General features: G+C 69.4%; 18 protein-coding genes and 2 pseudogenes. 12 read left to right on the top strand and 8 right to left on the bottom strand.

Annotated features, from left to right (window positions below; translation table 11 throughout):
• Positions 1 to 192: 192 nt before the first annotated feature.
• Positions 193 to 687: a hypothetical protein gene (locus ACFQ8C_RS31695; protein WP_383464267.1), complete on the top strand. Its 495-nt coding sequence runs from the start codon at positions 193 to 195 to the stop codon at positions 685 to 687.
• 96 nt (positions 688 to 783) lie between these two features.
• A protein-coding gene (locus ACFQ8C_RS31690; protein WP_383464264.1) for an IS3 family transposase occupies positions 784 to 1,991 on the top strand; the annotation gives its coding sequence in 2 pieces (ribosomal slippage) (positions 784 to 1,030 and positions 1,030 to 1,991; 1,209 coding nt in all).
• Between the two features lie 410 nt (positions 1,992 to 2,401).
• Here ACFQ8C_RS31690 and tpg read toward each other — a convergent pair.
• Positions 2,402 to 2,946: pseudogene (gene tpg, locus ACFQ8C_RS31685) on the bottom strand (telomere-protecting terminal protein Tpg).
• 453 nt (positions 2,947 to 3,399) lie between these two features.
• Here tpg and ACFQ8C_RS31680 point away from each other — a divergent pair.
• The 3 genes from ACFQ8C_RS31680 to ACFQ8C_RS31670 all read left to right on the top strand — a co-directional run bounded on the left by ACFQ8C_RS31680 (position 3,400) and on the right by ACFQ8C_RS31670 (position 8,856).
• Entirely contained in the window at positions 3,400 to 3,813 is a 414-nt protein-coding gene (locus ACFQ8C_RS31680; RefSeq protein WP_383464261.1) for a hypothetical protein, read from the top strand.
• A gap of 595 nt (positions 3,814 to 4,408) precedes the next feature.
• On the top strand, positions 4,409 to 4,891 hold the full coding sequence (locus ACFQ8C_RS31675) for a hypothetical protein (RefSeq protein ID WP_383464258.1): 483 nt from the start codon (positions 4,409 to 4,411) through the stop codon (positions 4,889 to 4,891).
• 119 nt (positions 4,892 to 5,010) lie between these two features.
• A complete protein-coding gene (locus tag ACFQ8C_RS31670) occupies positions 5,011 to 8,856 on the top strand; it encodes a tetratricopeptide repeat protein (protein ID WP_383464255.1) in 3,846 nt (1,281 codons plus the stop codon).
• 185 nt (positions 8,857 to 9,041) lie between these two features.
• Here the strand turns inward: ACFQ8C_RS31670 and ACFQ8C_RS31665 are convergent, their stop codons facing one another.
• A complete protein-coding gene (locus ACFQ8C_RS31665; protein WP_383464253.1) occupies positions 9,042 to 9,185 on the bottom strand; it encodes a hypothetical protein in 144 nt (47 codons plus the stop codon).
• A gap of 63 nt (positions 9,186 to 9,248) precedes the next feature.
• Positions 9,249 to 9,701, bottom strand: a complete 453-nt coding sequence (locus ACFQ8C_RS31660) for a hypothetical protein (RefSeq protein WP_383464250.1) — start codon at positions 9,699 to 9,701, stop codon at positions 9,249 to 9,251.
• A gap of 437 nt (positions 9,702 to 10,138) precedes the next feature.
• On the opposite strand from ACFQ8C_RS31660, the gene ACFQ8C_RS31655 reads away from it, so the two are divergent.
• From ACFQ8C_RS31655 to ACFQ8C_RS31635, 5 genes are all read left to right on the top strand, one after another.
• On the top strand, positions 10,139 to 10,492 hold the full coding sequence (locus ACFQ8C_RS31655) for a trypco2 family protein (protein WP_383464247.1): 354 nt from the start codon (positions 10,139 to 10,141) through the stop codon (positions 10,490 to 10,492).
• A gap of 59 nt (positions 10,493 to 10,551) precedes the next feature.
• The gene (locus ACFQ8C_RS31650; protein WP_383464243.1) at positions 10,552 to 14,040 is read left to right on the top strand and encodes a tetratricopeptide repeat protein; all 3,489 of its coding nucleotides are present in this window, start codon (positions 10,552 to 10,554) and stop codon (positions 14,038 to 14,040) included.
• Between the two features lie 186 nt (positions 14,041 to 14,226).
• Positions 14,227 to 14,991 carry a hypothetical protein gene (locus ACFQ8C_RS31645; RefSeq protein ID WP_383464240.1) on the top strand — a complete coding sequence of 255 codons (765 nt, stop codon included), beginning with the start codon at positions 14,227 to 14,229 and terminating at the stop codon, positions 14,989 to 14,991.
• Between the two features lie 499 nt (positions 14,992 to 15,490).
• The gene (locus ACFQ8C_RS31640; RefSeq protein WP_383464237.1) at positions 15,491 to 15,853 is read left to right on the top strand and encodes a YciI family protein; all 363 of its coding nucleotides are present in this window, start codon (positions 15,491 to 15,493) and stop codon (positions 15,851 to 15,853) included.
• Positions 15,854 to 16,356: 503 nt separating this feature from the next.
• Entirely contained in the window at positions 16,357 to 16,743 is a 387-nt protein-coding gene (locus ACFQ8C_RS31635) for a hypothetical protein (protein ID WP_383464235.1), read from the top strand.
• Positions 16,744 to 16,749: 6 nt separating this feature from the next.
• Here the strand turns inward: ACFQ8C_RS31635 and ACFQ8C_RS31630 are convergent.
• Positions 16,750 to 17,160: pseudogene (locus ACFQ8C_RS31630) on the bottom strand (transposase family protein); the annotation flags it as partial.
• A gap of 201 nt (positions 17,161 to 17,361) precedes the next feature.
• On the opposite strand from ACFQ8C_RS31630, the gene ACFQ8C_RS31625 reads away from it, so the two are divergent.
• The gene (locus tag ACFQ8C_RS31625) at positions 17,362 to 17,829 is read left to right on the top strand and encodes a hypothetical protein (protein ID WP_383464232.1); all 468 of its coding nucleotides are present in this window, start codon (positions 17,362 to 17,364) and stop codon (positions 17,827 to 17,829) included.
• 43 nt (positions 17,830 to 17,872) lie between these two features.
• Here the strand turns inward: ACFQ8C_RS31625 and ACFQ8C_RS31620 are convergent, their stop codons facing one another.
• Genes ACFQ8C_RS31620 through ACFQ8C_RS31610 form a run of 3 tightly spaced genes read right to left on the bottom strand, consistent with a single transcriptional unit; the run spans position 17,873 to position 18,887 of the window.
• Complete coding sequence (locus ACFQ8C_RS31620; protein WP_383464229.1) at positions 17,873 to 18,166, bottom strand: DDE-type integrase/transposase/recombinase; 294 nt, start codon at positions 18,164 to 18,166, stop codon at positions 17,873 to 17,875.
• Between the two features lie 26 nt (positions 18,167 to 18,192).
• Positions 18,193 to 18,552: an IS3 family transposase gene (locus ACFQ8C_RS31615; protein WP_383464226.1), complete on the bottom strand. Its 360-nt coding sequence runs from the start codon at positions 18,550 to 18,552 to the stop codon at positions 18,193 to 18,195.
• Positions 18,549 to 18,887, bottom strand: a complete 339-nt coding sequence (locus ACFQ8C_RS31610) for a transposase (RefSeq protein WP_383464223.1) — start codon at positions 18,885 to 18,887, stop codon at positions 18,549 to 18,551. The genes ACFQ8C_RS31615 and ACFQ8C_RS31610 overlap by 4 nt, the downstream gene beginning before the upstream one ends.
• Positions 18,888 to 18,894: 7 nt before the next feature.
• Between ACFQ8C_RS31610 and ACFQ8C_RS31605 the strand changes: the two genes are divergently transcribed.
• A protein-coding gene (locus ACFQ8C_RS31605) for an IS5 family transposase (protein ID WP_383464220.1) occupies positions 18,895 to 19,742 on the top strand; the annotation gives its coding sequence in 2 pieces (ribosomal slippage) (positions 18,895 to 19,099 and positions 19,099 to 19,742; 849 coding nt in all).
• Here ACFQ8C_RS31605 and ACFQ8C_RS31600 read toward each other — a convergent pair.
• Positions 19,743 to 20,087 (bottom strand): hypothetical protein, encoded by a 345-nt coding sequence (locus ACFQ8C_RS31600; RefSeq protein WP_383464218.1) that lies wholly within the window; start codon positions 20,085 to 20,087, stop codon positions 19,743 to 19,745.
• Positions 20,088 to 20,221: the final 134 nt, after the last annotated feature.

Below are 20,221 nucleotides of genomic sequence, written 5' to 3'. Positions count from 1 at the left end.
GTGATGAGTGAGATCACCACGCCAACGACCAGGGGCCCTGCTCTGTCACACCCCCGTCCACCAGGCCATTTCACCCTCCCGGCACTGGATGAAAAAGGTCCACTCATTCAAGTTCAGTACTGAACTTGAATGGGCGATGTCGGGGAACGGGGGGCGTGGTGGTGCCTCGAGCTGGTGCGCCAGGATGCGTGCATGACCGAGAGCGAAGCGGATCTGCTGGCGTTGTTGCGCGAGCTTGATGACCCGGGGTGGCTGGAGTGGCCGCAGGGCTACGACCGTGGCGGGACCGCAGCCAGCTTCGGCACCTTGGTGGCCCGGCTTGAAGACGACTTCGCAACTTGCTGCACGGTTGAGCCGGACACCCAGGACTCCAGCGAGTACGGACGCGTCACCGTGCCTGGGGAGGTGACTGCGTGCGGGACCCGGATCGTCGTCTGTGTGAGCAAGTTCGGCCAACTTGCTCTGGTTTGCGCAGACAATCCGGGCGCCTTCCTCGGAACTGATGAGGCCCAGGCCGAGGGTGAACTGGACGGTTCGGACCTTGCCAGAGTTGACCGGGCACTGGCCGAGCTCGGCTATGTGGTTGTTCCTGAGGAACTGCTGGAGAGCAACTACGACGGGCCGAGCCGACTGCCCTCGCACGTTCAGCGGCCCAGCTGGTGGAATCGCTTCTTCGGTTACTTCTGACGATCACCCCGACAGGGTCAGGCCGGCACCTGAGGCTGATCCTTTGGAGTGGACACCCTGGCAATGGATCTTGATGGTCCAGGGAGGGATGTCCAGGTGGGACGTAGGTCTCCGTATCCGGAGGAGTTCAGGAAGGACGCGGTCGCGCTCTACCGTGCCGCTGCCGGGAAGAGGACCTACGCGGCCGTGGCCGCGGATCTCGGCATCACCGCGGAGTCGCTGCGGACGTGGGTGCGCAAAGACGAGGCCCAGGCCGTGCCCGGCCACCGTGACACGGGCGGCGAGGCGGATGAGCTGGCCCGGCTTCGGGCGGAGAACGCCCGGCTGTTGAAGGCCGAGAAAGAGTGGCACCTCGAGCGCGAGATCCTGCGCCGGGCAGCCGCGTATTTCGCTCGGGAGGTGAAGTGAGCCCTCGCCGCTGGGACTTCATCTCCGACAGCCGCGCCGACTTCGGCGTCAAGCGGATCTGCCGGGTGCTCGGAGCGTCCCGCGCCGGCTACTACCGCCATCTGGCCACCGGGCAGGCCCGCGCCGAGCACCAGGCCGAGGAGAAGCGGACCGTGGCCGAGATCCGAACCATCCACGCCGAGCACGATGGCGCCTATGGTGCCCCGCGCGTCCATGCCGAGCTGCGGGCGAGGGGACGGCGGATCAACCGCAAGCGCGTGACCCGGCTGATGCGGGTCAACCACATCGTGGGCCGACACCTGCGGCGGAAGAAGCGGACGACGATCGCGGACAAGGCTGCGCCGCCCGTGCCGGACCTGGTGATGCGCGACTTCACCGCGGACACGTTGAACACCAGGTGGTGCGGCGACATCACCTACATAGCCGTCGGCGCGAGCTGGCTCTACCTCGCCACGGTGATCGACATCTGCTCGCGGAGGGTGGTGGGCTGGTCGATCGCCGATCACATGCGCACCTCGCTGGTCACCGACGCGATCGAGATGGCCGTGGCAGCCCGCGGCGGCCGGGTGGACGGCGTCGTGTTTCACACGGACAGGGGCGCGCAGTACAACGCGACGGCCTTCGCCGAGGTCTGCCGCCGGCACGGCATCCGCCGCAGCATGGGCCGGATCGGCTCGAGCTACGACAACGCCCTCGCCAAGTCGTTCTTCCAGGGCCTTAGACGAGAACTGCTTCACGGGCGACGCTGGACCTCGAAGGCGCAGACACGGCTTGAGGTGTTCCGCTGGCTCTCGTACTACAACCGGCGGCGTCGGTACTCCGCCCTCGGCTACCTCACACCAGCCGAGTTCGAACAGCAACTGATCACATCACGTACGCTGTCACTCGCCGCATGAAACCCGGTGTCCACTCCCCGGGATCAACCTCAGAACCGCCGCACTCCCTCCACGAGGGCACGAGCAGCTCCGGGCATCCTCCGGACCATAAATTTTCGGGACGCCCGCTGAGACACCAGAACGCTGTCGTGTACCTGGCAGGGCCACCGCTCAGAGGTAAGCACGTCCCCATACCCAGCGCCCTGCGTTCCTGAGGGTAATGAGGCTCGGCACGGGCTCAGCCCTACGCGCGACCGGGACGGGCGTCCCTCGCCAGGATGCGGCCGGCCTTGGCGAGGCGGGCGAGGTCGACGTCGGCGCGGGCCTGGCCGGCCGCCGAGGCCGCATCGACTCGGTGCCGGCCAGGTCGGCCCGGCAGGCGTCTGTTCCGCGAGCCGACCGACAGAGCACAGGGCGCCGCGGTAGGGCCGCTACAGCTCGAAGGCGATGCGCTCGATGTCGGTCAGCTCGACGTCCAGGCCCTGGGCGCGTTGTCCGCCGTCGCGGAAGTAGACCTGGCCGAGTACGTCGGCGGTGGCCTGCTGGAGCTCGTGGTCGGTGGCGCCGGCGGCCTGGGCGTCGAGGAGGCGGGCGGCGTGGTGGGGCGGGAGGGCGAGGGTGAGGTGGCGCATGCGGGCGTCGTCGGTGCTGCCCGGTGCGGCGGTGAACCCGAAGCGGGCCCGGACGTCGATCATCAGGCCCTCGGTGGTGGGGGCGGCCTTGCGGGCGCGGGCGCGCACCTGCGGCTGCTAGCGGCGGCGGACCTCGGCGGTCATCTTCTCGGCGAGGTCGGCGGGGGCCGCTTGATCTGGTCGCGGACGTAGCGCTCGACGGTGCGCTGGGAGACACCGAGGAGGGTCGCAACGGCGCGGGTGCCGCCGTGCTGCTTGACGAGGTAGCGGACCTGGGCGCCGGCGGACTTCCGGATCGGCCGGATGAACGCGCCCTGGACGGCGCCGCGCCGGGCGGCGTCGATGGTCGCAGAAGGGCTCTTTCTACGGGTGGGACGGCGAGCCGGCACGAAGGAGAGGCCCTGTACGGGGGTCTGCACGCTTCCCGGTCCCTCGCCTCACGTTCCAAGGCCCCGGGGTCGGGACAAAGGGCCGTCAAGGGGCTTGGACGGCCCTGCGCTACTGCCCTCCGGAGGGTGGACCTCCTGGGCGCCGGGCCTCATCCGCGCACGCCATATCGGCACGGGCTGACACCGGCCCTACCGGCGCGGTCCGGGCGCGGTGGGGCCGGTGCCGGGGTCCGCGGGACCGTCCCCGCGCGGACGCCGGCCGAAGCACGGCGCGGGAGCGGAACGGTCGGGAGCGGCGGTCCACTCCCCCGCGGCGGCAAGGCTGGCGGCGGCCTTCGCCCAGCGGTCGGGCGGGAGCCGGTCGGGGACGTCAGGGTCGGGACCGAGCGCGCCCCGTGCAGTGGTCTGATGTTCGACTATCTGGAGATCAAGGCGCTGCCGCCGGGACCCCGGTTCGATGCCACGCTGCGATTCTGGGTCAATGGTGCGGACGTAGTTCAGGAAGCGGTCGACGTAGGTGGTCGCGGACCGTACGCGGCCCGAATGCTGCCGGCAGGGCTGCCCAGCCCGTTGCGCGCGACCGTCGGACCGCGCCGCCTGGAGCTGGGGGAACCCGAGTGCACAGGGGGATGCTGCGGCTTCCTGACCGTGGTGGTACAGCGGTTCGGCGAGATCGTTCAGTGGTCGGACTGGGAGGTGCCGCGATGGTCCCCGCTCGCTCCCGACGCCTACCCGCCGCCGGAGCTCCACTTCGACGCGAATCAGTACGACGCCGAAGTCGCTCGCGCTGAGGCGGACCGCTGGTGGCAGGTGTACTCGTAGTCCACTCATAGGGCCGTCGGCTCTCCTGCCTGACCGGCGCCGGGCATGATGGACCCCATGACCACGCCGAGCGCCGACTGGATTATTGTCACCGCCTACGAGAACCTGCCGGGCTGCCTCCGGCCCATGGCAGCCGTCCGCGCTTGACTGCGTAATCGGGGCATCGACTGGATGCCCTTCGGCCAGACCGAGGTCCGTTGGGATCTGGCCTGTGGTGTCGATGCCGACGGCCGGTGGCGCGGCTGGTTCGACGTCCACATCAACGCCGACGCCCTGCGACGCCATGGACTGCACCCCGACCAGCCGACCGCCCGGCCCGCAGCCCCCTCTCCGCCCGGCTGGTGGCACGCTGCAGCCGAACGCCACGCTCGTTGGTGATCCACCGTCGTCGACCATGAAGCCGACGCACTGAAGGGTCCACCCCCGCGCAAGCGGGAACGGCCGGCAGCGGACGCGGGCCAGGTCCTCGCTTCGGCGGCTCGGGGCTGGGCGCGTGCCCTCGTGATCCCTCACAGCCTGCGTTTCTCGACCGTTTGTTCGCTGCTCGGCGGGGAAGGGATCCCCCGCTGATGTGCCGATCCTATGGGGGGGGAACGTGCTGGCTGAGTCTCTGACGGCCTTGGCCGCGGCGTGCGGGGCCGGCGTGGTCCAGGCCGCCGGGACCGACGCGTGGACGGGGTTTCGGGGGCGTCTGGCGCGATGGCTGGGCCGCGGCGACGCCGAGCGCGAGACCGTGGAACTGGAGCGACTCGACCGGACGGCCGCCCTCCTGACCAGTGGTGACGACGGAGCGGTGGAGCGGGAGCAGATCCGCTCCGAGGCGAGCTGGCAGTCCCGGATCGAAGCGCTGCTGGAGAGTCTGGACGAGGAGGAGCGCCCGATCGCGGCGACGGAGCTGCGAAGCATCCTCGGCGAACGGAACGACGTCGGCTCTGGCGTTTCCGCTTCCGCTTCCGCGGGAGGCGTGGCCGCACAACACCTCAGCAATCACGCCGAAGGCGGCTCGGTGGTCGCGAACGTGGTCCAGGGAGGCATCCACCTCGGGCACCCTGGTCCGCCGGATCCGTCCCGGGGCTGACCGGACCGGCGCTCACCAGCCCTTCTCCTTTCCCCGGTCCGCTCACCGTCCAGTACGCCGACCAGGTCATGTACCACCTCCACCAGGCCGGGCCGGCCGTCGTGCGGTGGCCCCACCGCGTGGGCACGGTTCCGTGGCGGGTCGGTGGCTTCCAGCACCGAGATCTCGCCGACGAGCTGGACCGGGCGATGGCGGAGCCAGGACCGTCGGTGCGCTGTCACGTCGTGACCGGAATGGGCGGCACCGGAAAGACCCAGTTGGCGGCCGACCATGTCGGCCGGGCCTGGGCGGAGGGCAGGATCGATCTTCTGGTGTGGGTGTCGGCCGCCAGCCGACAGGCGGTGGTCGACGCCTACGCCCGGGCCGCGCGCGACGTCCTTGGCACCGATCCGGGCGATCCCGACGCCGCCGCACGGTTCCTGGCGTGGCTCGAACCCGGGCCCGCCGAGGGAAACGGTGCAGCACCCGGCCAGAGGGAGAGGGGTGCCTCGGGGGCGGCACCAGACCGTCCCGTGCGGCTTCGCTGGCTGGTCGTACTCGACGACGTCGCCGAGCCGGCCCATCTGCGCGGCCTGTGGCCGCCGCCCAGCCCGGTCGGTCGCACCCTCGTCACCACCCGTCGGCGTGACGCTGCCCTGGTCGGACCGTCGAGCAGGGTGCTCACTGTCGGACAGTTCTCACCAGAGGAAGCCGTCGCGTACCTCACTGAAACCATAGGTGCGGGCGGCAGGCACGAGGACCGAGCGGACCTCGGAAAGCTCGCCGCCGACCTCGGCCACCTTCCCCTCGCTCTTTCCCAGGCCGCCGCCTACCTGGTCAACAGCGGCGTCAGCTACGCAGGCTATCGGCGGCTGCTCTCCGACCGGTCCAAGGTGCTGGCCGACGTACTGCCGGAACATCAGGACCTGCCCGACGACCAGGTCGCGACCGCGACCGCGGCCTGGGCGGTCTCCCTGGACCGGGCGGACAGCATGCGTCCCGCAGGGCTGGCCCGCCCCCTGCTGGGACTTCTGTCCTTCATGGCCCCCGAGGGAATACCCGGCGTCGTGGTGACCGCGGAGCCCGTGCTCGAGCACCTGGCCTCCCACGGCGAAGCGAGTCATACCGTCACGGCCGACGACGCCGTGGCCGCACTCCGCGTCCTGCACCGCCTGAGCCTGGTCGAGCACAATCCGGAGGTCCCTCACCAGGCGGTACGGGTGCACCAGCTCATCCAGCGCAGCGTCCGTGACGGTCTCTCCGCCGCGTCCCGTGACCGATCGACCCGCCGGGCCGCGGACGCACTGAGCGCCGTCTGGCCCGAGATCGAGCGAGACACCGACCTGACCCAGTCACTGCGCTCGAATGCCGATGCCCTGGCGCGCCTCGCCGACGAGGCGCTGTGGCGCCCGGACGCCCATCCCGTACTGCAAAAGGCCGCCGACAGTCTCGGGGAGAGCGGCCGCTTCGTAGAAGCCGAGGAACAATTCGCCCAGCTGGTGGACTCCGGCGAGCGCCTGCTGGGCGCCGATCACCCCACGACGCTCGAACTGCGCGGATACCTGGTCAAATGGCGGGTCGCGAGCGGAGAGGAAGTGAGTGCTGCGGAGGAGGCCGCCGCCCTGGCCGGCGACCGGCGCAGGGTACTGGGCGCGCACCATCCGGACACGCTGCGCTCCGAGGTGAGCCTCCTGCAGCGGCGTGCGCAGGTGGAGGGCCCGACGCTGCCGGCCCGGGCGCTGAGGGAACTCCTCCCAGAACTCGTCGAGACGCTCGGGTGCGATCACGAGGTCACTCTCTTCGCCATGGGGCTTTCGGCGCTCCTGAGCGGGGCCACGGGCGACGTCCTGCGCGCCCTCGGTGAGTTCGAGGACCTCCTGGAGCATCAGCTGGGGATACGGGGTCCGGACGATCCCACCGTCCTGAACACACGCTGTCACATCCTCACCCTTCGCTGGGCGCTGGGAGACACCGGCGAAGGCGACCGGAAGCTCCGGACACTGGTCGAGGACTCGGCTCGGGTCATGGGACCGGGTCATGTCACCACCCTGCTGTTCCGCTGTCTCCTGCCGCACTGGCTGGAGGCAGCCGGCGACCTGCCCGGCGCGGTCGCGGCCTGGAAGCCCCTGGTCGCCGAGATCGCCACCACCCTCGGACACGAACACCCGTACGCGGATCAGGCTCGCTACGGCATGGCCGACGCGATCGGTCAGGCAGGCGATGCCGTAGAGGCGTATCGCCTTCTTCGCGAGCTGTTCGACGACATGAGCCGGCGGCAGACCGCCGACCGGCTCACCATGCTCCGCATGCGCGCCGTCATGGTCCGCTGGCAGGTGGAGGAGGACGCGGCAGCGGCGCGGAACGCCGCCGCTGAACTCCTGGAGGAGATGAACGAGGTCCTGGGTGGGGAGCATCCGGACACCCTCGGCGTACGCTCCCAGCTGGCTGAACTCCAGGGAAGTTCCGGCGACGCGCGAGCAGCCGCCGAGGCGTATGCCGACATCCGGGAGGACTCGATCCGGATTCTCGGCAGCGGCCACGCGATGACGCGCAGGCTCTGGGCGTGTGGCGCCCGCTGGCTCGGTGAAGCAGGGGACCTGCTTTCCGCGCTGGAGACAGCGCGTGGGCTTCTCGCGGTGCAGCTGCGCGTGCTGGGCGCAGATCATCGCGAGTCTCTGCTGACGAGAGAGTGGATCACCATCTGGCGGTGGGAGGCGGGAGAACCCGTGGCGGCGGTCGCGGAGGAGGCCCGAGAAGTGGCGGCGGACCTGGCGCGCGTCCTCGGTCCGGAGCACGAGGAGACCCAGGCGGTCTGGAGTGTGCTGGCTCTCATGGAGGGGTCCCAGGACACTCCTGGTGCGGCCGCCCGGTTGGCCGACCTCCTGGCTGAGATGTCCCGGCACATGGGGCCTGACCACCCGGACGTCCTGAGTGTGAAGTTTCTCCAAGGGGCGCGGCGGGCAGCCACAGGCGACTTCGCGGCGGCCCTCCCTCTCGCGAGGGAGGCTGTCGACGGACTCCTTCGCGCCCATGGCGCAGGCCATCCGGACCTCATCGAACCGCTGGAGCTGCTGGCCTACTCTTTGGCCGCCATGGATCAGGAACAAGAGGCTCTGGAAACCTTCATCCAGGTACAGGAGGTCCAGTCACGGACGCTGTCCCCCGACCACCCGGACACCCTCGAGACTCGCTTCTTCCTCACCGATCTGCGCAGGCGCACCGGAGACGTGCGGGGCGCGGTGTCCGACCTGGCCCTGCTGGTGGACGACATGGTCCACGTGCTGGGTGGCGACCACGAAAATACCCTCGGCACCCGGGACGTACTGCTTTCCTGGCTGATCGAGGCCCGGGAGGCCGCACAGGCACGCGACGTCGCTGCCGAGTCGGTCGCGGCACGGACGCGGGCACTCGGGGCCGTCCATCCCGACACCTTGGCCGATCGCAGCACTCTCGCCCTCATGACCGGCGAGGCCGGCGACCACGCCGGTGCGGTGGCCCTGTGGTCGCGGATCGTGTCGGACTCCGCTCGCGCCTTCGGGCCGGGCCATGAGAACACGCTCGGAGCACGGGCGGGTCTGGCGAACTGGCAGAGGAGGGCAGGGTACCCGGCCCTCGCCGCGTCCTTGCACAAACAGCTGGCGGAGGACTGGGAGCGGTTCCACGGCCCGGATCACCTCGAGGCCCTGGGCCAACGAGAACGGTGGGGAGCGTCTCTCACCGAGGCGGGCGAGTTCTCCGAGGCCCGAGCGGTCCTCGCGGCGGCGCTGGTGGACGCGTCACGCCTTTTGGGGGCGGACGACGCCGTCACGCTGGCGTGCCGGCACAGTCTCGCGTATCTCCTGTCCACGGAAGGAGACCTCAACGGCGCGAGAACCGCGTGGGAGTCGCTCCTCGCGGATGCCCAGCGCGCACTGGATGTCGACCACGACCTGCTCGACGCCGTCCGAGAAAACCTTGAGTGGTGCCGGCGGGACACAGCCCCCTGAGAGGCCATCTCAGAGGGGTCGGCCGTGAGGGGCCTTGACCCAGAATTCTGGACACGGGTATACGGCTGGTGTCAGCGTAGTTGATGTTGCTCTGGACGCTGTCTCGCAGGCGATCGGACTGCGTTGCCCGAGGCGAGAGCGGGGAGCAGGGAGGAGCCATTGTTGCGTTGGCGGTGAAGCTGGGGTCATCCCCGCGGGTGCGGGGAGCAGCGGCCAGAGCGCTGCGTCCGGCGGGCGATCTCGTTCCGGCCGAGGCTCTGCGCGTGGAGGGCCCGTATCTGCTGCTCGTCCTCCTCGCCGGCGGGGTGGGGCTTCCGTGTCCTGGTCACCTCCGGGAATGCGAAGGCCCGTCCGCGGCGCCATGCGGACGTTCAGGTCTGTACGGGGTCGGGTCAGAAGGTGGGACAGAGGTGCTTGTGCGCGATGGCCCGGATCTGCTTCGCGGTGGCGAGACCGTGGCCGTCCGGGTGAGCGGGGCTGGACCAGCGCCTGTTGGTCTGGTCGATCTGCTTGTCCGTGTCGTCCGGGTACCGCTTGTAGGTGGAGCAGGTGTCCAGGCCGCGGCTGATCGCCTTCTCCTGCTTGCCGTGGACGATGTCCTTGTCGATGGCGTCGAGGGCGGCGATGAACGTGGCAGCCGTGGCGGCGTCGGGCTCGGGCGGGAGGCCGGCGGCTTCGCGGGCGGCGGCCTTCGCGGCGGGGCTGAGCGTGGTGGGTGCGGCGGTCGCGGCCCCGGCGCCGGCCTTGTCGGCCGGGGTGACGGGCGGGGTGTCGCTGGTGCCGCACGCGGTGAGCACGAGGGCGAGCGTGGCGGTGGCGAGGAGACCGGTGGTCTTGATGCGCATCGGGCCAGCCTGCCGGATGCGACGACAGCGTAAAGGGAGTTCACCGGGTCGTGATGTCCAGCTCCACCGGGGCCGTCCCCGCACGCGCGGAGAGCAGTCTTCCTGACCAGCAGTTCTACCCGACACCAGTCCCCTTCCAAGCAACTTTCACCGAAACAGACAAACCACCCCCCTCCCCCGCCGACAGACAGCAGAGACCCCCGGCAATCTCTGCTCGGACGCGATCAAGTCCATCCCCTCGACCGCGAGGGGGTGGTCCGAAAATGGCGGGTATCTTGCAGACGTTCTTCCCCCGGTCCCCTTACGAAGGCGGAACGGTTGCGGTGGGGTGGTCTGGGGTTTCACGGTTCCCCTGCGCAGGTGAGGTGTCGTCGGGGAAACTGCACTCCAGGCCGATCATGTACGCCGGCGTGCATGCGGCGGTGGAGGGGGAAGTCGTGGCGAGGGTGACGTTGTCCGAGGCGCTGGCGGAGCTTCGCAGCGAGCTGTACAAGGCCGCGGACGCCGGCCCGAACGAGCAGTTCACGTTCGAGGTCGAGCAGGCCGAGCTGTGTCTGGAGGTGGAGTTCAGCAAGGACGCCGGCGGCAAGGTGAACGTCGAGGTCGGCGCGTTCGGCACCAAGGGTGGTGTGGAGGCCGGGGGCGGGGGCGGGGTCATCCAGCGGCAGACGCTGACTCTGACGCTGAACGTCCGTGACGAGGCGCTCGGCGGGCAGCCCCCTCGCATCCGCCGGAGCCATGTGCCCGGCGGGCAGCCGGGGGCCGACGCCGCGCCCGGCGGCGACGCCTGACACACCGGCCGAGCCGGAAGACACGCCAGACGTAGCGGGTAGCAGGTACGGGGGCGGCGGTGGACGCGTGCAGGACGGCCTACATCAGGCCCGACGAGCCGGTGGGCGGGTCGGGGTCGGGGTATCTCATCGGGTCCCGGCTCGTGCTGACCGCCCTCCACGTCGTCCACGACAAGGGTGTCCGGGCGGCCGGTGCGAGCGTCTGGATCGGCCACCCCCGCACCGACACCGGAGTCCACGAGCGCACCGCGATGGTCATCTGGCCGGCCGCCGACACCGACCCCGACAGTCCGGGGGTGGCGGACGTCGCGCTGCTGCTTCTGGATAAAAATGCTGGTGCGGGTCTGGCTGCGGCGGTGCGGTGGGGCCGGCCTCGGGGTGATGCTCCGCTGGCGTATTCCGGGATCGGGATTCCGGCGTTCTCCACCAGCCCGGGCGGTGCCGTCCAGTACGAGAACCTCCGCGGCGAGCTCGCCCCCCTGACCACCGCCGGCCGGCGCTGGGTCCTCGACTGCAGCATCTGGCCCGCCGCCGCACGGCAGGAGGACCGGCCCTGGGCCGGTGCCTCCGGCGCCGCCGTCTTCACCCACGACCACCTCGTCGGCGTCGCCGTGGAGTACGGCACCGGGATGGGAGAGCGGCGCCTCGTCGCCGAACCCGTCCATCCGCTCCTCGACGACCCGGGGTTCGCCGCGGTGCTGGCCGGACACGGGTTCCCCGGCACCCGGCACACCGCCGACGACGTCACCGCCCCCGCTGGCGAAGGTAGCGGGGTGGGATGGCCGCGGCAGTTCGGCACCGTCCCCGAACTCGCCACCGCCTACCAGCACCGCGACGCCGTCGACCGGCTCGCCACGGCGCTGGCCTACGGCGACGCCACCGTCCGGGCCGACACACCCGGCACCATCACCGCTCCTGATGCGGCGGCCGTCGTCACCGGACTCGGCGGTGTGGGCAAGACCCAGCTCGCCGTCCACCACGTCCACCAGGTCCGGCACGCCAGCGGACTACCCGTCCCCGCCGACAGCCTGCCCGCTTCCACGACGGACGCCGTCGCGGCCGTCGACCTGCTGCTCTGGACCACCGCCACCGACAGCGCCTCCATCACCGCCGCCTACGCCCAAGCCGGCCAGGAACTCAGCCGAGCCGGCATTCCCGTCGCCGTCGGCGAGAACGCCGACCAGGCGGCCCAGGGATTCCTCAGCTGGCTCCAGAGCACCCGCACGCGCTGGCTCGTCGTCCTCGACGACGTCACCGACGCCGGCGTCCTGCGCGACCTGTGGCCACCGGCCACCCCCACCGGCCGCACCCTCATCACCACCCGCAACCGCGACACCGCACTCACCGAAGGACGCCGCCAGATCGGCGTCGGCCTCTTCACCCCCGCCGAAGCCACCCACTACCTCCACCAGCGCCTGACCGGCACCGGCATCGACCCGAGCGACGCTGAACTGCGACAGCTCGCCGACGACTTCGGACACCTCCCCCTCGCGCTCGCCCAGGCCGCCAGCTACATCCGCGAGAACACCCTCACCCTCGACGAATACCGCACCGAACTGAGTCAGGTGCCGCTGGACGAAGCCCTCCCCGGGATCGAAGGTCTCCCGGACCGGCAGGCCCACACCGTCACCGCCGCCTGGACCCTGTCCATCGACTATGCCAACACCCTCACACCCCCCGCACTCGCACGACCCCTCCTCCACCTCCTCGCGCTCCTTGACCCCAACGACACACCTGACGGCATCACCGCGGCAACAGCACTCCAGCAGCATCTCCAGCGGACACGGGACGCCGGGGCACCGTCTCCCGGCAGACCGGTGGCCGAACGGGACGTGAAACGGGCGCTACGGGTCCTGCACCGGCTCCACTTGACCGACATCACCCCCGACCACACCCTGCGAACCCACCAACTCCTCCAGCGCACACTCCGCGAAACACACACCCCGGAGGAGACTGATCGGATCGCAGCCGTCGCAGCCGACTCACTCCTGGAAACCTGGCCCGAGCACGAGGTCACAGCCAGCGGGCACTACCGAGCCGCCACCACCGCCCTGGCCACCCACGCCGTCCTGCGGGACCTCGCCGACCGCGGTCTGCACCTTGTCCTCTTCCACACGGGCAACACCCTCGGCGAAGCCGGACAAGTCATCGCAGCCCGCGACCACTACCAACACCTTCACACCACCGCACACCGGCTTCTTGGACCCGACCACCCCGACACCCTCGCCACCCGCAACAACCTCGCAGGCTGGCAGGGGGAAACTGGCGACGCCGCCGGAGCAGCGGACGCCTTCGCCGAACTCCTCACCGACCATCTTCGCGTCCTCGGGCCCGATCACCCCGACACCCTCATCACCCGTGGCAACCTCGCTCGGTGTCGTGGCGAAGCCGGCGACCCGGCCGGAGCCGCGGACGGGCTCGCCGAACTCCTCACCGACCACCTCCGCATCCTCGGAGCCGACCACCCCGACACCCTCACCACCCGACACAACCTCGCCCACTGGCGCGGCGAAGCCGGCAACCCGGCCGAAGCCGCAGCCGCGCTCGCCGAGCTCCTCACCGACCAACTGCGTGTCCTCGGAGCCGACCACCCCGACACCCTCACCAGCCGAGGCAACCTTGCCCGATGGCGCGGCGAAGCCAGCAACCCGGTCGAAGCCGCAGCCGCCTACGCCGAACTCCTCACCGACCGCCTCCGCATCCTCGGAGCCGACCACCCCGACACCCTCGCCACCCGACACAACCTCGCCCGATGGCGCGGCGAAGCCGGCAACCCCGTCGGCGCCGCAGCCGCGCTCGCCGAACTCCTCACCGACCGCCTCCGCGTCCTCGGACCCGATCACCCCCACACCCTGGCCACCCGCGGCAACCTCGCCCGATGGCGCGGCGAAGCCGGCAACCCGGCCGAAGCCGCAGCCGCGCTCGCCAAACTCCTCACCGACCAACTCCGCATCCTGGGACCCGACCACCCCGACACCCTCATCACCCGACACAGCCTTGCCCACTGGCACAGCCAAGCCGGCAACCCGGCCGAAGCTGCAGCCGCCTGCATCGAACTGCTCACCGACTACCTCCGCGTCCTGGGACCCGACCACCTCAACACCCTCATCACCCGCAGCAACCTTGCCCACTGGCGCGGCCAAGCAGGTGACCCGGCCGGTGCCGCAGACACGTTCGCCGAACTCCTCACCGACTATCTCCGCGTTCTCGGACCCGATCACCCCAACACCCTCACCACCCGCAACAACCTCGCAGGGTGGCGTGGACAAGCCGGTAACCCGGCCGGGGCCGTGGCCGCCTACACCGAACTCCTCACCGACCGCCTCCGCATCCTCGGACCCGACCACCCCCACACCCTGATGACCCGATACCAGTGGGCGGTCTATACCGGGCGGGCCGGCGACTCGGCGGGCGCGGTGGCGGCGCTGCGGGAGCTTGTTGAGGACGAGGCCCGCGTGTACGGAAACCGGGATCATGCCGAGGTCCGTGGCACGCTCGCGGCGCTTAAGCGGTGGCAGGCCGTCCTCGACGCCGAGGCTGAGGCGTAAGGCTCGGCGGGGATAGCGGCAGAGGCGGGCGATCGGCGGGTCCGGCTCTGGCCGCCTCACAGGTTGCTGGCAGGGCACGCGGCGCAGCGTGGTACTCCTGCAAGTGCAGGAAGGCGGGGCGGGGCAGAGGATGCGTGGGGGTGGGTTGTGGGCAGGCAGGATCGGGCGGATGCGGTGGATCGGGAGATGGCTGTGTGTCTGCTGCCCGATGTGGCGCTGGAGGTGCTGGGTCGCTGGTGGGATGGGAACGCTGTGCGGCTGGCCGATGGGACGCCGGGCGTGCACGTGGTGCGGTACAGGCCCAGTCGTTGGGCGCGGATCGCTCCTTGGCCCTTGGGGCTGGCTTCGGTGACCGAGGTCGGTGATGCGGATGTCAGCCGGGCGCAGGTGGCGTTGATCGTCGCGGGCGCGCTGCGGCGTGAGGCGTACAGGGAGGCGTTGGTCGCGAGTTATGTGTGGGGGAAGGGGAAGCGGGGTTCTCCTGGTGGCAGCGGGCCTGCCGTCTTGCGGAAGATCCTTGCCGTCGAGGGTCTGGAGGCGGTGCTGGCTGATGCGGTCATCGCGTTGGGTGAGCAAGGCGCCGTAGCGGCCTATGCGCGTCTTCGGGGCCGTGTTGCCTGGTTCGGTCCGTCCTTTTACACCAAGTTTCTGTACTTCGCCGGCAAGGCGGTGCCGCCGGCGGTTGGTCCTCCGCCGCTCATCCTGGACCGTGTTGTGGCCCGGCGTCTGCGGGCTTTGGCCCAGGCCGTCGGCCGGGAGACCGGGCACGATCCCGACGGGTCGATAGCCCGCTGGGTCTGGGGAAACGGGAACTGGTCGCCCCACCGCTACGCGGTCTACCTCTCCTTCATGCACGCAGCAGCCCGCCAGATGGCGGCAACAAACGCCTGGCCGTCCGACGCCTCACCCGACCTCCTCGAATACGCCCTGTTCAGCACCACATGGCAGTAACCCCACCTTCCTGCCTTCTGGCGGGGAGGTTGCAGGAAACACCAGAGGCCAAGGGAAAGGAGCTCGCCGGGACGGCGGGTCGTGCAGGGCACGGCCAGGGACGTGTATCACCGCCTCCGTAACCGATGAAAGACCAGAGCGATACGGGAGCCGGTTCCCATACTGACGACGGGTGGTGGGGAGCGGCCCGGCAGTACTGCCCCCGAAGACGCGGCCTTGGGCGCGCCAGGCCTCGCCCGCGCACTCCATATCGGCACGGGCTGCGCCCGGCCCCACCGGGACAGTGCGGGGATAGTGCCGGGGCCGGCGGGACGGTACCGAACCGACGGCGTGATGCGGTCCTCACCCGGTCAGGCCTCTCCCCCGTGATCCGGCTGTTCGGTGGTGGTGAAAAAGATTCCGGGGAAAGTTGTCGCCGGGTGTCGAGGGTCTGCTGTTGGCTCCGACCAAGGGGTGACAGCGCGCCGGCAGGGCGCGCGGCATGGGGAGGACACCCGGGATGAAGTACGTCGCGATGATCTACGGCAGCCAGGCCAAGTGGGACGCCATCCCGGCCGAGGCATGGCCCGAGGCGATCGCCCGCCAGAAAGCCTTCAACACCAAGTACCGGCAGAGCGGTGAGCTGCTCGGTGCCTACGGGCTCGCGGACGCGGCCGCCGCCCAGCTCGTACGCCGCAGGGAGGGTGTTCCGGTGGTCGCCGAAGGCCCGTACCTGGAGGTTAAGGAACACATCGCCAGCTTCTGCCTCCTCGACTGCGACAGCCTTCAGCGGGCCCAGGCGATCGCCGCGGACCTGCCCATCGCCGACACCGAACCCGTCGAACTCTGGCCCATCCTCCACGAATCCCCGGCACAGGCATAAACGGAGCAGGGCAGGGTGGGGCGGCCGGCACTGTGAGGGGCTCGTGAGCGAGCAGGCCGTCGGCGCGCTGCGCGAGCCCTCCCCACCGGACCGGCTGACCGGGAAGCCGTCCCGGTGGGGAGGCCGGCCATCACCAGAACGCATCCGAGGACCAAGACCACCATGTGGAACGCCAACAGGCCAAGGACCAGGACAAGCGCACCAAACCCACAAGGCACGTCCTGAACAACGGGAACACCTCGTACACCACACAAGCGTCATCCGCCCTACCCGGGAAACGACACCCTCTTCCACCAGCCGAACGACACCCCCAAAACCCCCCACCACCCAGGCACCACACCAGCGAAAACAGGCGACGCCTCACAGTGAAAAACTCGCGACGCCTATCACTAGACGAGTGGCTCCAATGTCCCCAGTCGCGTCAGATCGTCTTGCGAGGGTGAGAGCAGGGCGGACGATCTCCAGCGGCATTATGGAGGCCCGACTTTGAAGGAGTACCGCCTGTGCGACTGGTTCCTGATCCCGTATTCGGCGAAGTGGATCTCACTGCTTCTGCGGAAGAGCTGGCCAGTCTGGCGAGCGCGGTGGCCGGGGGCGACGGCTTCATCGGTTCCACGTCACCGCTGGACGGCGACACCTTGGCAGGGATCGAAGTCAGGATGACTTCCGGCCCCGGGGTTCGGATCGCACTTGACGCCTCGCGGCAGGTCCTTGTAATCAGCGGTGATCACAAGGCCAGGGAAATCCTCGCAGACAACCTGCATGCCATGGCCACTGCCGAGGACGGCGGTCACCTCCACATCGACTGCTTCCCCGAGCACCCTTACCTCGTTGAAGGGTCGTTGCCCATGGTGGTCAACAGCCCCCACGGCGGCATGCCGGTCCAGTAAGGATCTTCAGCGTGGCCTCTCGAGGGTGAGGACGGCCTTGGTGATTGACGTGAGCCGGTTGGGGCTGACCCGGGCTTTGCGGAAGATCTGCCAGGCTTTCAGGCGGGCGAAGGCGCGCTCGACGGGGAAGCGGAGCCGGGCGTGCGCGCGGTTGACGGCTGCCTGTCTGATGGTGAGGGGGCGCCCGAGGTGGCGTTTGAACGGCACCTGGAACGTGCCGCCGGCTCCGGCGTAGGCCTTGTCGGCGAGGACAGGGATCCGCAGTCGCTCACAGATGGTCACGATGTGATGGGTGCGGGCGGCGGTGATGCCGACCGTGCGGCCGGGCAGTGCGGGTGAGTACCAGATGAGCTCGCCCACCGGGTCGGTGACGGCCTGGATGTTCACTCCGTGGCGTCTGGCCTTACCGGAGTAGTCGCGTTCTTCGATCGACAGCTCCCGGATCTGGCCCAGCAGATCCTTCAGATCCAGTACCGACCGGACATAGTCGACGGCTGCCTCGCCGGCACTGGCCTTGCCATCCATGAGTAACGAACCCAGGGAACGGCCAGCCTGCTACGTGGCCCTACGATCGCGGCACCCTGCCGAACTCCTGTGCCCGACGAATTGAGTGAGCCCGTGAGCGACGACGTCCTGTCGATCATTCCAACCGATCCCCAGTGGCAGCCCGACCGGGCGGCGGCCGAGCGGACTGCCGCGCTCGCCGCGGACCTGGCTCCCGGCCTGCCCGATGGCGTGGAGGTCGAGATCGACGTCACCTGGCACGACACCCTCACCCCCGTCGACTGCGGCGACAACCTGGAACGGATCGGCTGTCCGCACTGCGGCGCCTCGATCGACACCGAGTGGTATGCCGACCTGCTGGAAAGCCACTGTGAGGACGGCTTCGCCACCCTGGTCGTGGAAGTGCCCTGCTGCGGCACCGACACGTCGCTGGATGTGTTGGACTACGACTGGCCGTGCGGCTTCGCCCGCTTCGAGATCGCAATCTGGAACCCCGAACGTGACTGGTTCGGCGACGAGGACCTGGTCGCTATCGGCGACACACTCGGGCACCCGGTGAAGCAGATCAGAGCCCACATCTGACTCAGGTCTCAGCAGGAACCAAGGCCAGCCGTCCAGCCCGACATCACTCATTCAAGGGGCCTTGACCCCGGATTTTGAACACGTCTATGCGGCTTGGGCCAGGGTAGTTGCTGTTGGACTGCGACCCGTGGTCCGTGTGCATGATCGCTACCTCGAGACTGCCGCGGGTCTGCTCGGCGGCCGCCAGGGCGTCGATGACGAGCTCGGCTCGCATGTGATCGGCGATCGCCCACCCGGCCAGTCGGTGTGAGGCGAGGTCGATGACGGTGGCCAGGTAGAGAGGCTTCGCGCCGTTGACCGGCAGGTATGTGATGTCGCCGACGTACTTCGTGTTCACCGCGGCAGCGGTGAAGTCACGTCCGATCAGGTCCGGTGCCTTCGCCGTGGCCGTGTTGGCGAGCGTGGTGCGGTGCCGGCGGCGCAGGCGGACCCCTCGAGCCCGATGCTCCGCATGATCCTCGCGACGCGCTTGTGGTTGACCACCGGGCCGCCCTCGTCGCGGAGTTCCGCGGTGATTCTGGGGGCTCCGTATGTGCCGTCGGAGTCCTGGTGAATCTTGCCTGTCCGGGCGGCGAGCTCGGCCTCGACGGCTTGCCGGGCCGCTCGTGCGGCAGCGGTGCGGCGCCAGGAGTAGAAGCTCGAGCGGGACAGGCCGAGGATGTCGCAGAGCCGCTTCACGCCGTGACGGCGCTGGTGATCCTCAACGAACTGGCAGCGGTTCACCAGCGCGTCTCCGTCGCGAAATACCGGGCCGCCTTGCGAAGGATGTCGCGTTCTTCCTCCAGCTCACGGATTCTCTTCCGGGCAGCGGCCAGCTCCGCCTCGACGGCGTCACCACCGGCCGGGACGACGGCCGGCGCCAAGGAGTGGGCGCCGGAACGACGTCCGCCGGCGGCCCGAATCCAGTTGCGCAGCGTCTCGGTGTTCACTCCGAGATCGCTGGCGACGAACTTGATCATCGTTCCTGGCCTCGACCGATACAACGCGACCGCGTCCGCCTTGAACTCGGCGGGGTAGTGCTTCATCCCCACGGGGACTCCGTTCTCCTGGACCGTCAAGCTCCAAGTGTCTCCGGTGTCCAAAATCCGGGGTCAGGGTCCGACCGGGCGCCGGGGTGGACGTTGGAGTGATCACCGCATGGTTATCAACGGAATCCTGTTCCGGGTCTGTACGGGTGTCCCATGGCGGGATCTGCCAGAGCGGTTAGGAAGCTGGAAGACCGTGTACGAGCGCTACCGCCGGTGGTCGGCGAACGGCACCTGGGAACGGATCTCCGGGCCGTCCAGGCTGAGGCCGACGCTCAAGAGCGCATCGACTGGAGCATGGTGAGCGTGGACTCCACCTCGTGTCGGGCCCACCAGCACGCTGCCGGTGCACCGCACAGAACACCCCGGATCCCGAAACGGAGATCAACACCCAGGCAGCACCGCCCCGACGAAGGGCTCGGCCGCTCCCGTGGCGGCCTGACCTCCAAGATCCACCTTGCCGGGGAAGGTGGCCGTCGGCCGTTGGCCTTCCTGGTCACGCCCGGTCAGTGGGGCGACAGCCCGCAGCTGATACCCGTCCTGGAACGCATCAGGGTCAAGCGCCCCGGCGGTGGCCATCCCCGCACCCGCCCCGGCCACCTGGGCGGCGATAAGGCGTACAGCTCCCGCCGCAACCTGCACAGGCGCCAGATCAAACACACCATCCCGGAGCCGAAGGATCAGCAGGCCAACCGTCGGCGCCGCGGCAGCCGAGGAGGTCGGCCCGCCGGCTTCGACAAGGAGATGTACAAGCGCAGGAACGAGGTCGAGCGCACGATCAACCGGCTCAAGCACTCCCGGGCTGCGGCAACGCGGTATGACAAGCGCGCCTACGTCTTCCATGGCACCGTCACCGTTGCATCGATCCGCCTCTGGCTCAGGCCGTGATCAGTCGGCTTCCAGAGCATCGGCCCGCTTCTTGAGGTCCTCTGCAATGTGATCCCAGTCCGGGCCGTGCATCCACAGATTTTCAGCTGCCTCTCGCAGCAGTGCCGGTTCGTCCGGCTGCTGCAAGAGCACCAGCCGATAGGCCAGATTCCGGATCCAGACCGGCAGGTGGCCGTCCACCAGGTGCGGGCAGAGTTCACGCAGCATGGCGAGGATCGAATCCGCGTCGGCGAACGTCAGCTCCTCGACGAAGTAGTGCTCTCCATGTTCGAGCCCGCACTCCGGCGTGGGTCGGTACTCGTCTCCGTAGAGACATCTGGCGTGCTCAGTCAGGGTGCCGTGCATGGCCTGGAGCCTATGCCGCCATGATCCGCCGGACGGAACCTAGTGACCTGAGTCAGAGATTCGTCGGCAGTAGGCGGCGACTTTGTCGAGGATCTCGTCGGCGGTCTTCGTCCAGACGAACGGTCTGGGGTGCT

The organism is Streptomyces sp. NPDC056503 (assembly GCF_042794995.1).
Taxonomy (GTDB): Bacteria; Actinomycetota; Actinomycetes; order Streptomycetales; family Streptomycetaceae; genus Streptomyces.
Note: the sequence above shows the minus strand (reverse complement) of the source record. Positions and strands in the feature narration are given on the sequence as shown.

What these genes read in the sequence shown, in the direction of transcription:
- ACFQ8C_RS31695 (WP_383464267.1), top strand. Translation starts at nt 193, where the DNA reads ATGACCGAGAGCGAAGCGGATCTGCTGGCGTTGTTGCGCGAGCTTGAT.
- ACFQ8C_RS31680 (WP_383464261.1), top strand. Translation starts at nt 3,400, where the DNA reads ATGTTCGACTATCTGGAGATCAAGGCGCTGCCGCCGGGACCCCGGTTC.
- ACFQ8C_RS31660 (WP_383464250.1), bottom strand. Translation starts at nt 9,701, where the DNA reads ATGCGCATCAAGACCACCGGTCTCCTCGCCACCGCCACGCTCGCCCTC.
- ACFQ8C_RS31645 (WP_383464240.1), top strand. Translation starts at nt 14,227, where the DNA reads ATGGCTGTGTGTCTGCTGCCCGATGTGGCGCTGGAGGTGCTGGGTCGC.
- ACFQ8C_RS31640 (WP_383464237.1), top strand. Translation starts at nt 15,491, where the DNA reads ATGAAGTACGTCGCGATGATCTACGGCAGCCAGGCCAAGTGGGACGCC.
- ACFQ8C_RS31600 (WP_383464218.1), bottom strand. Translation starts at nt 20,087, where the DNA reads ATGCACGGCACCCTGACTGAGCACGCCAGATGTCTCTACGGAGACGAG.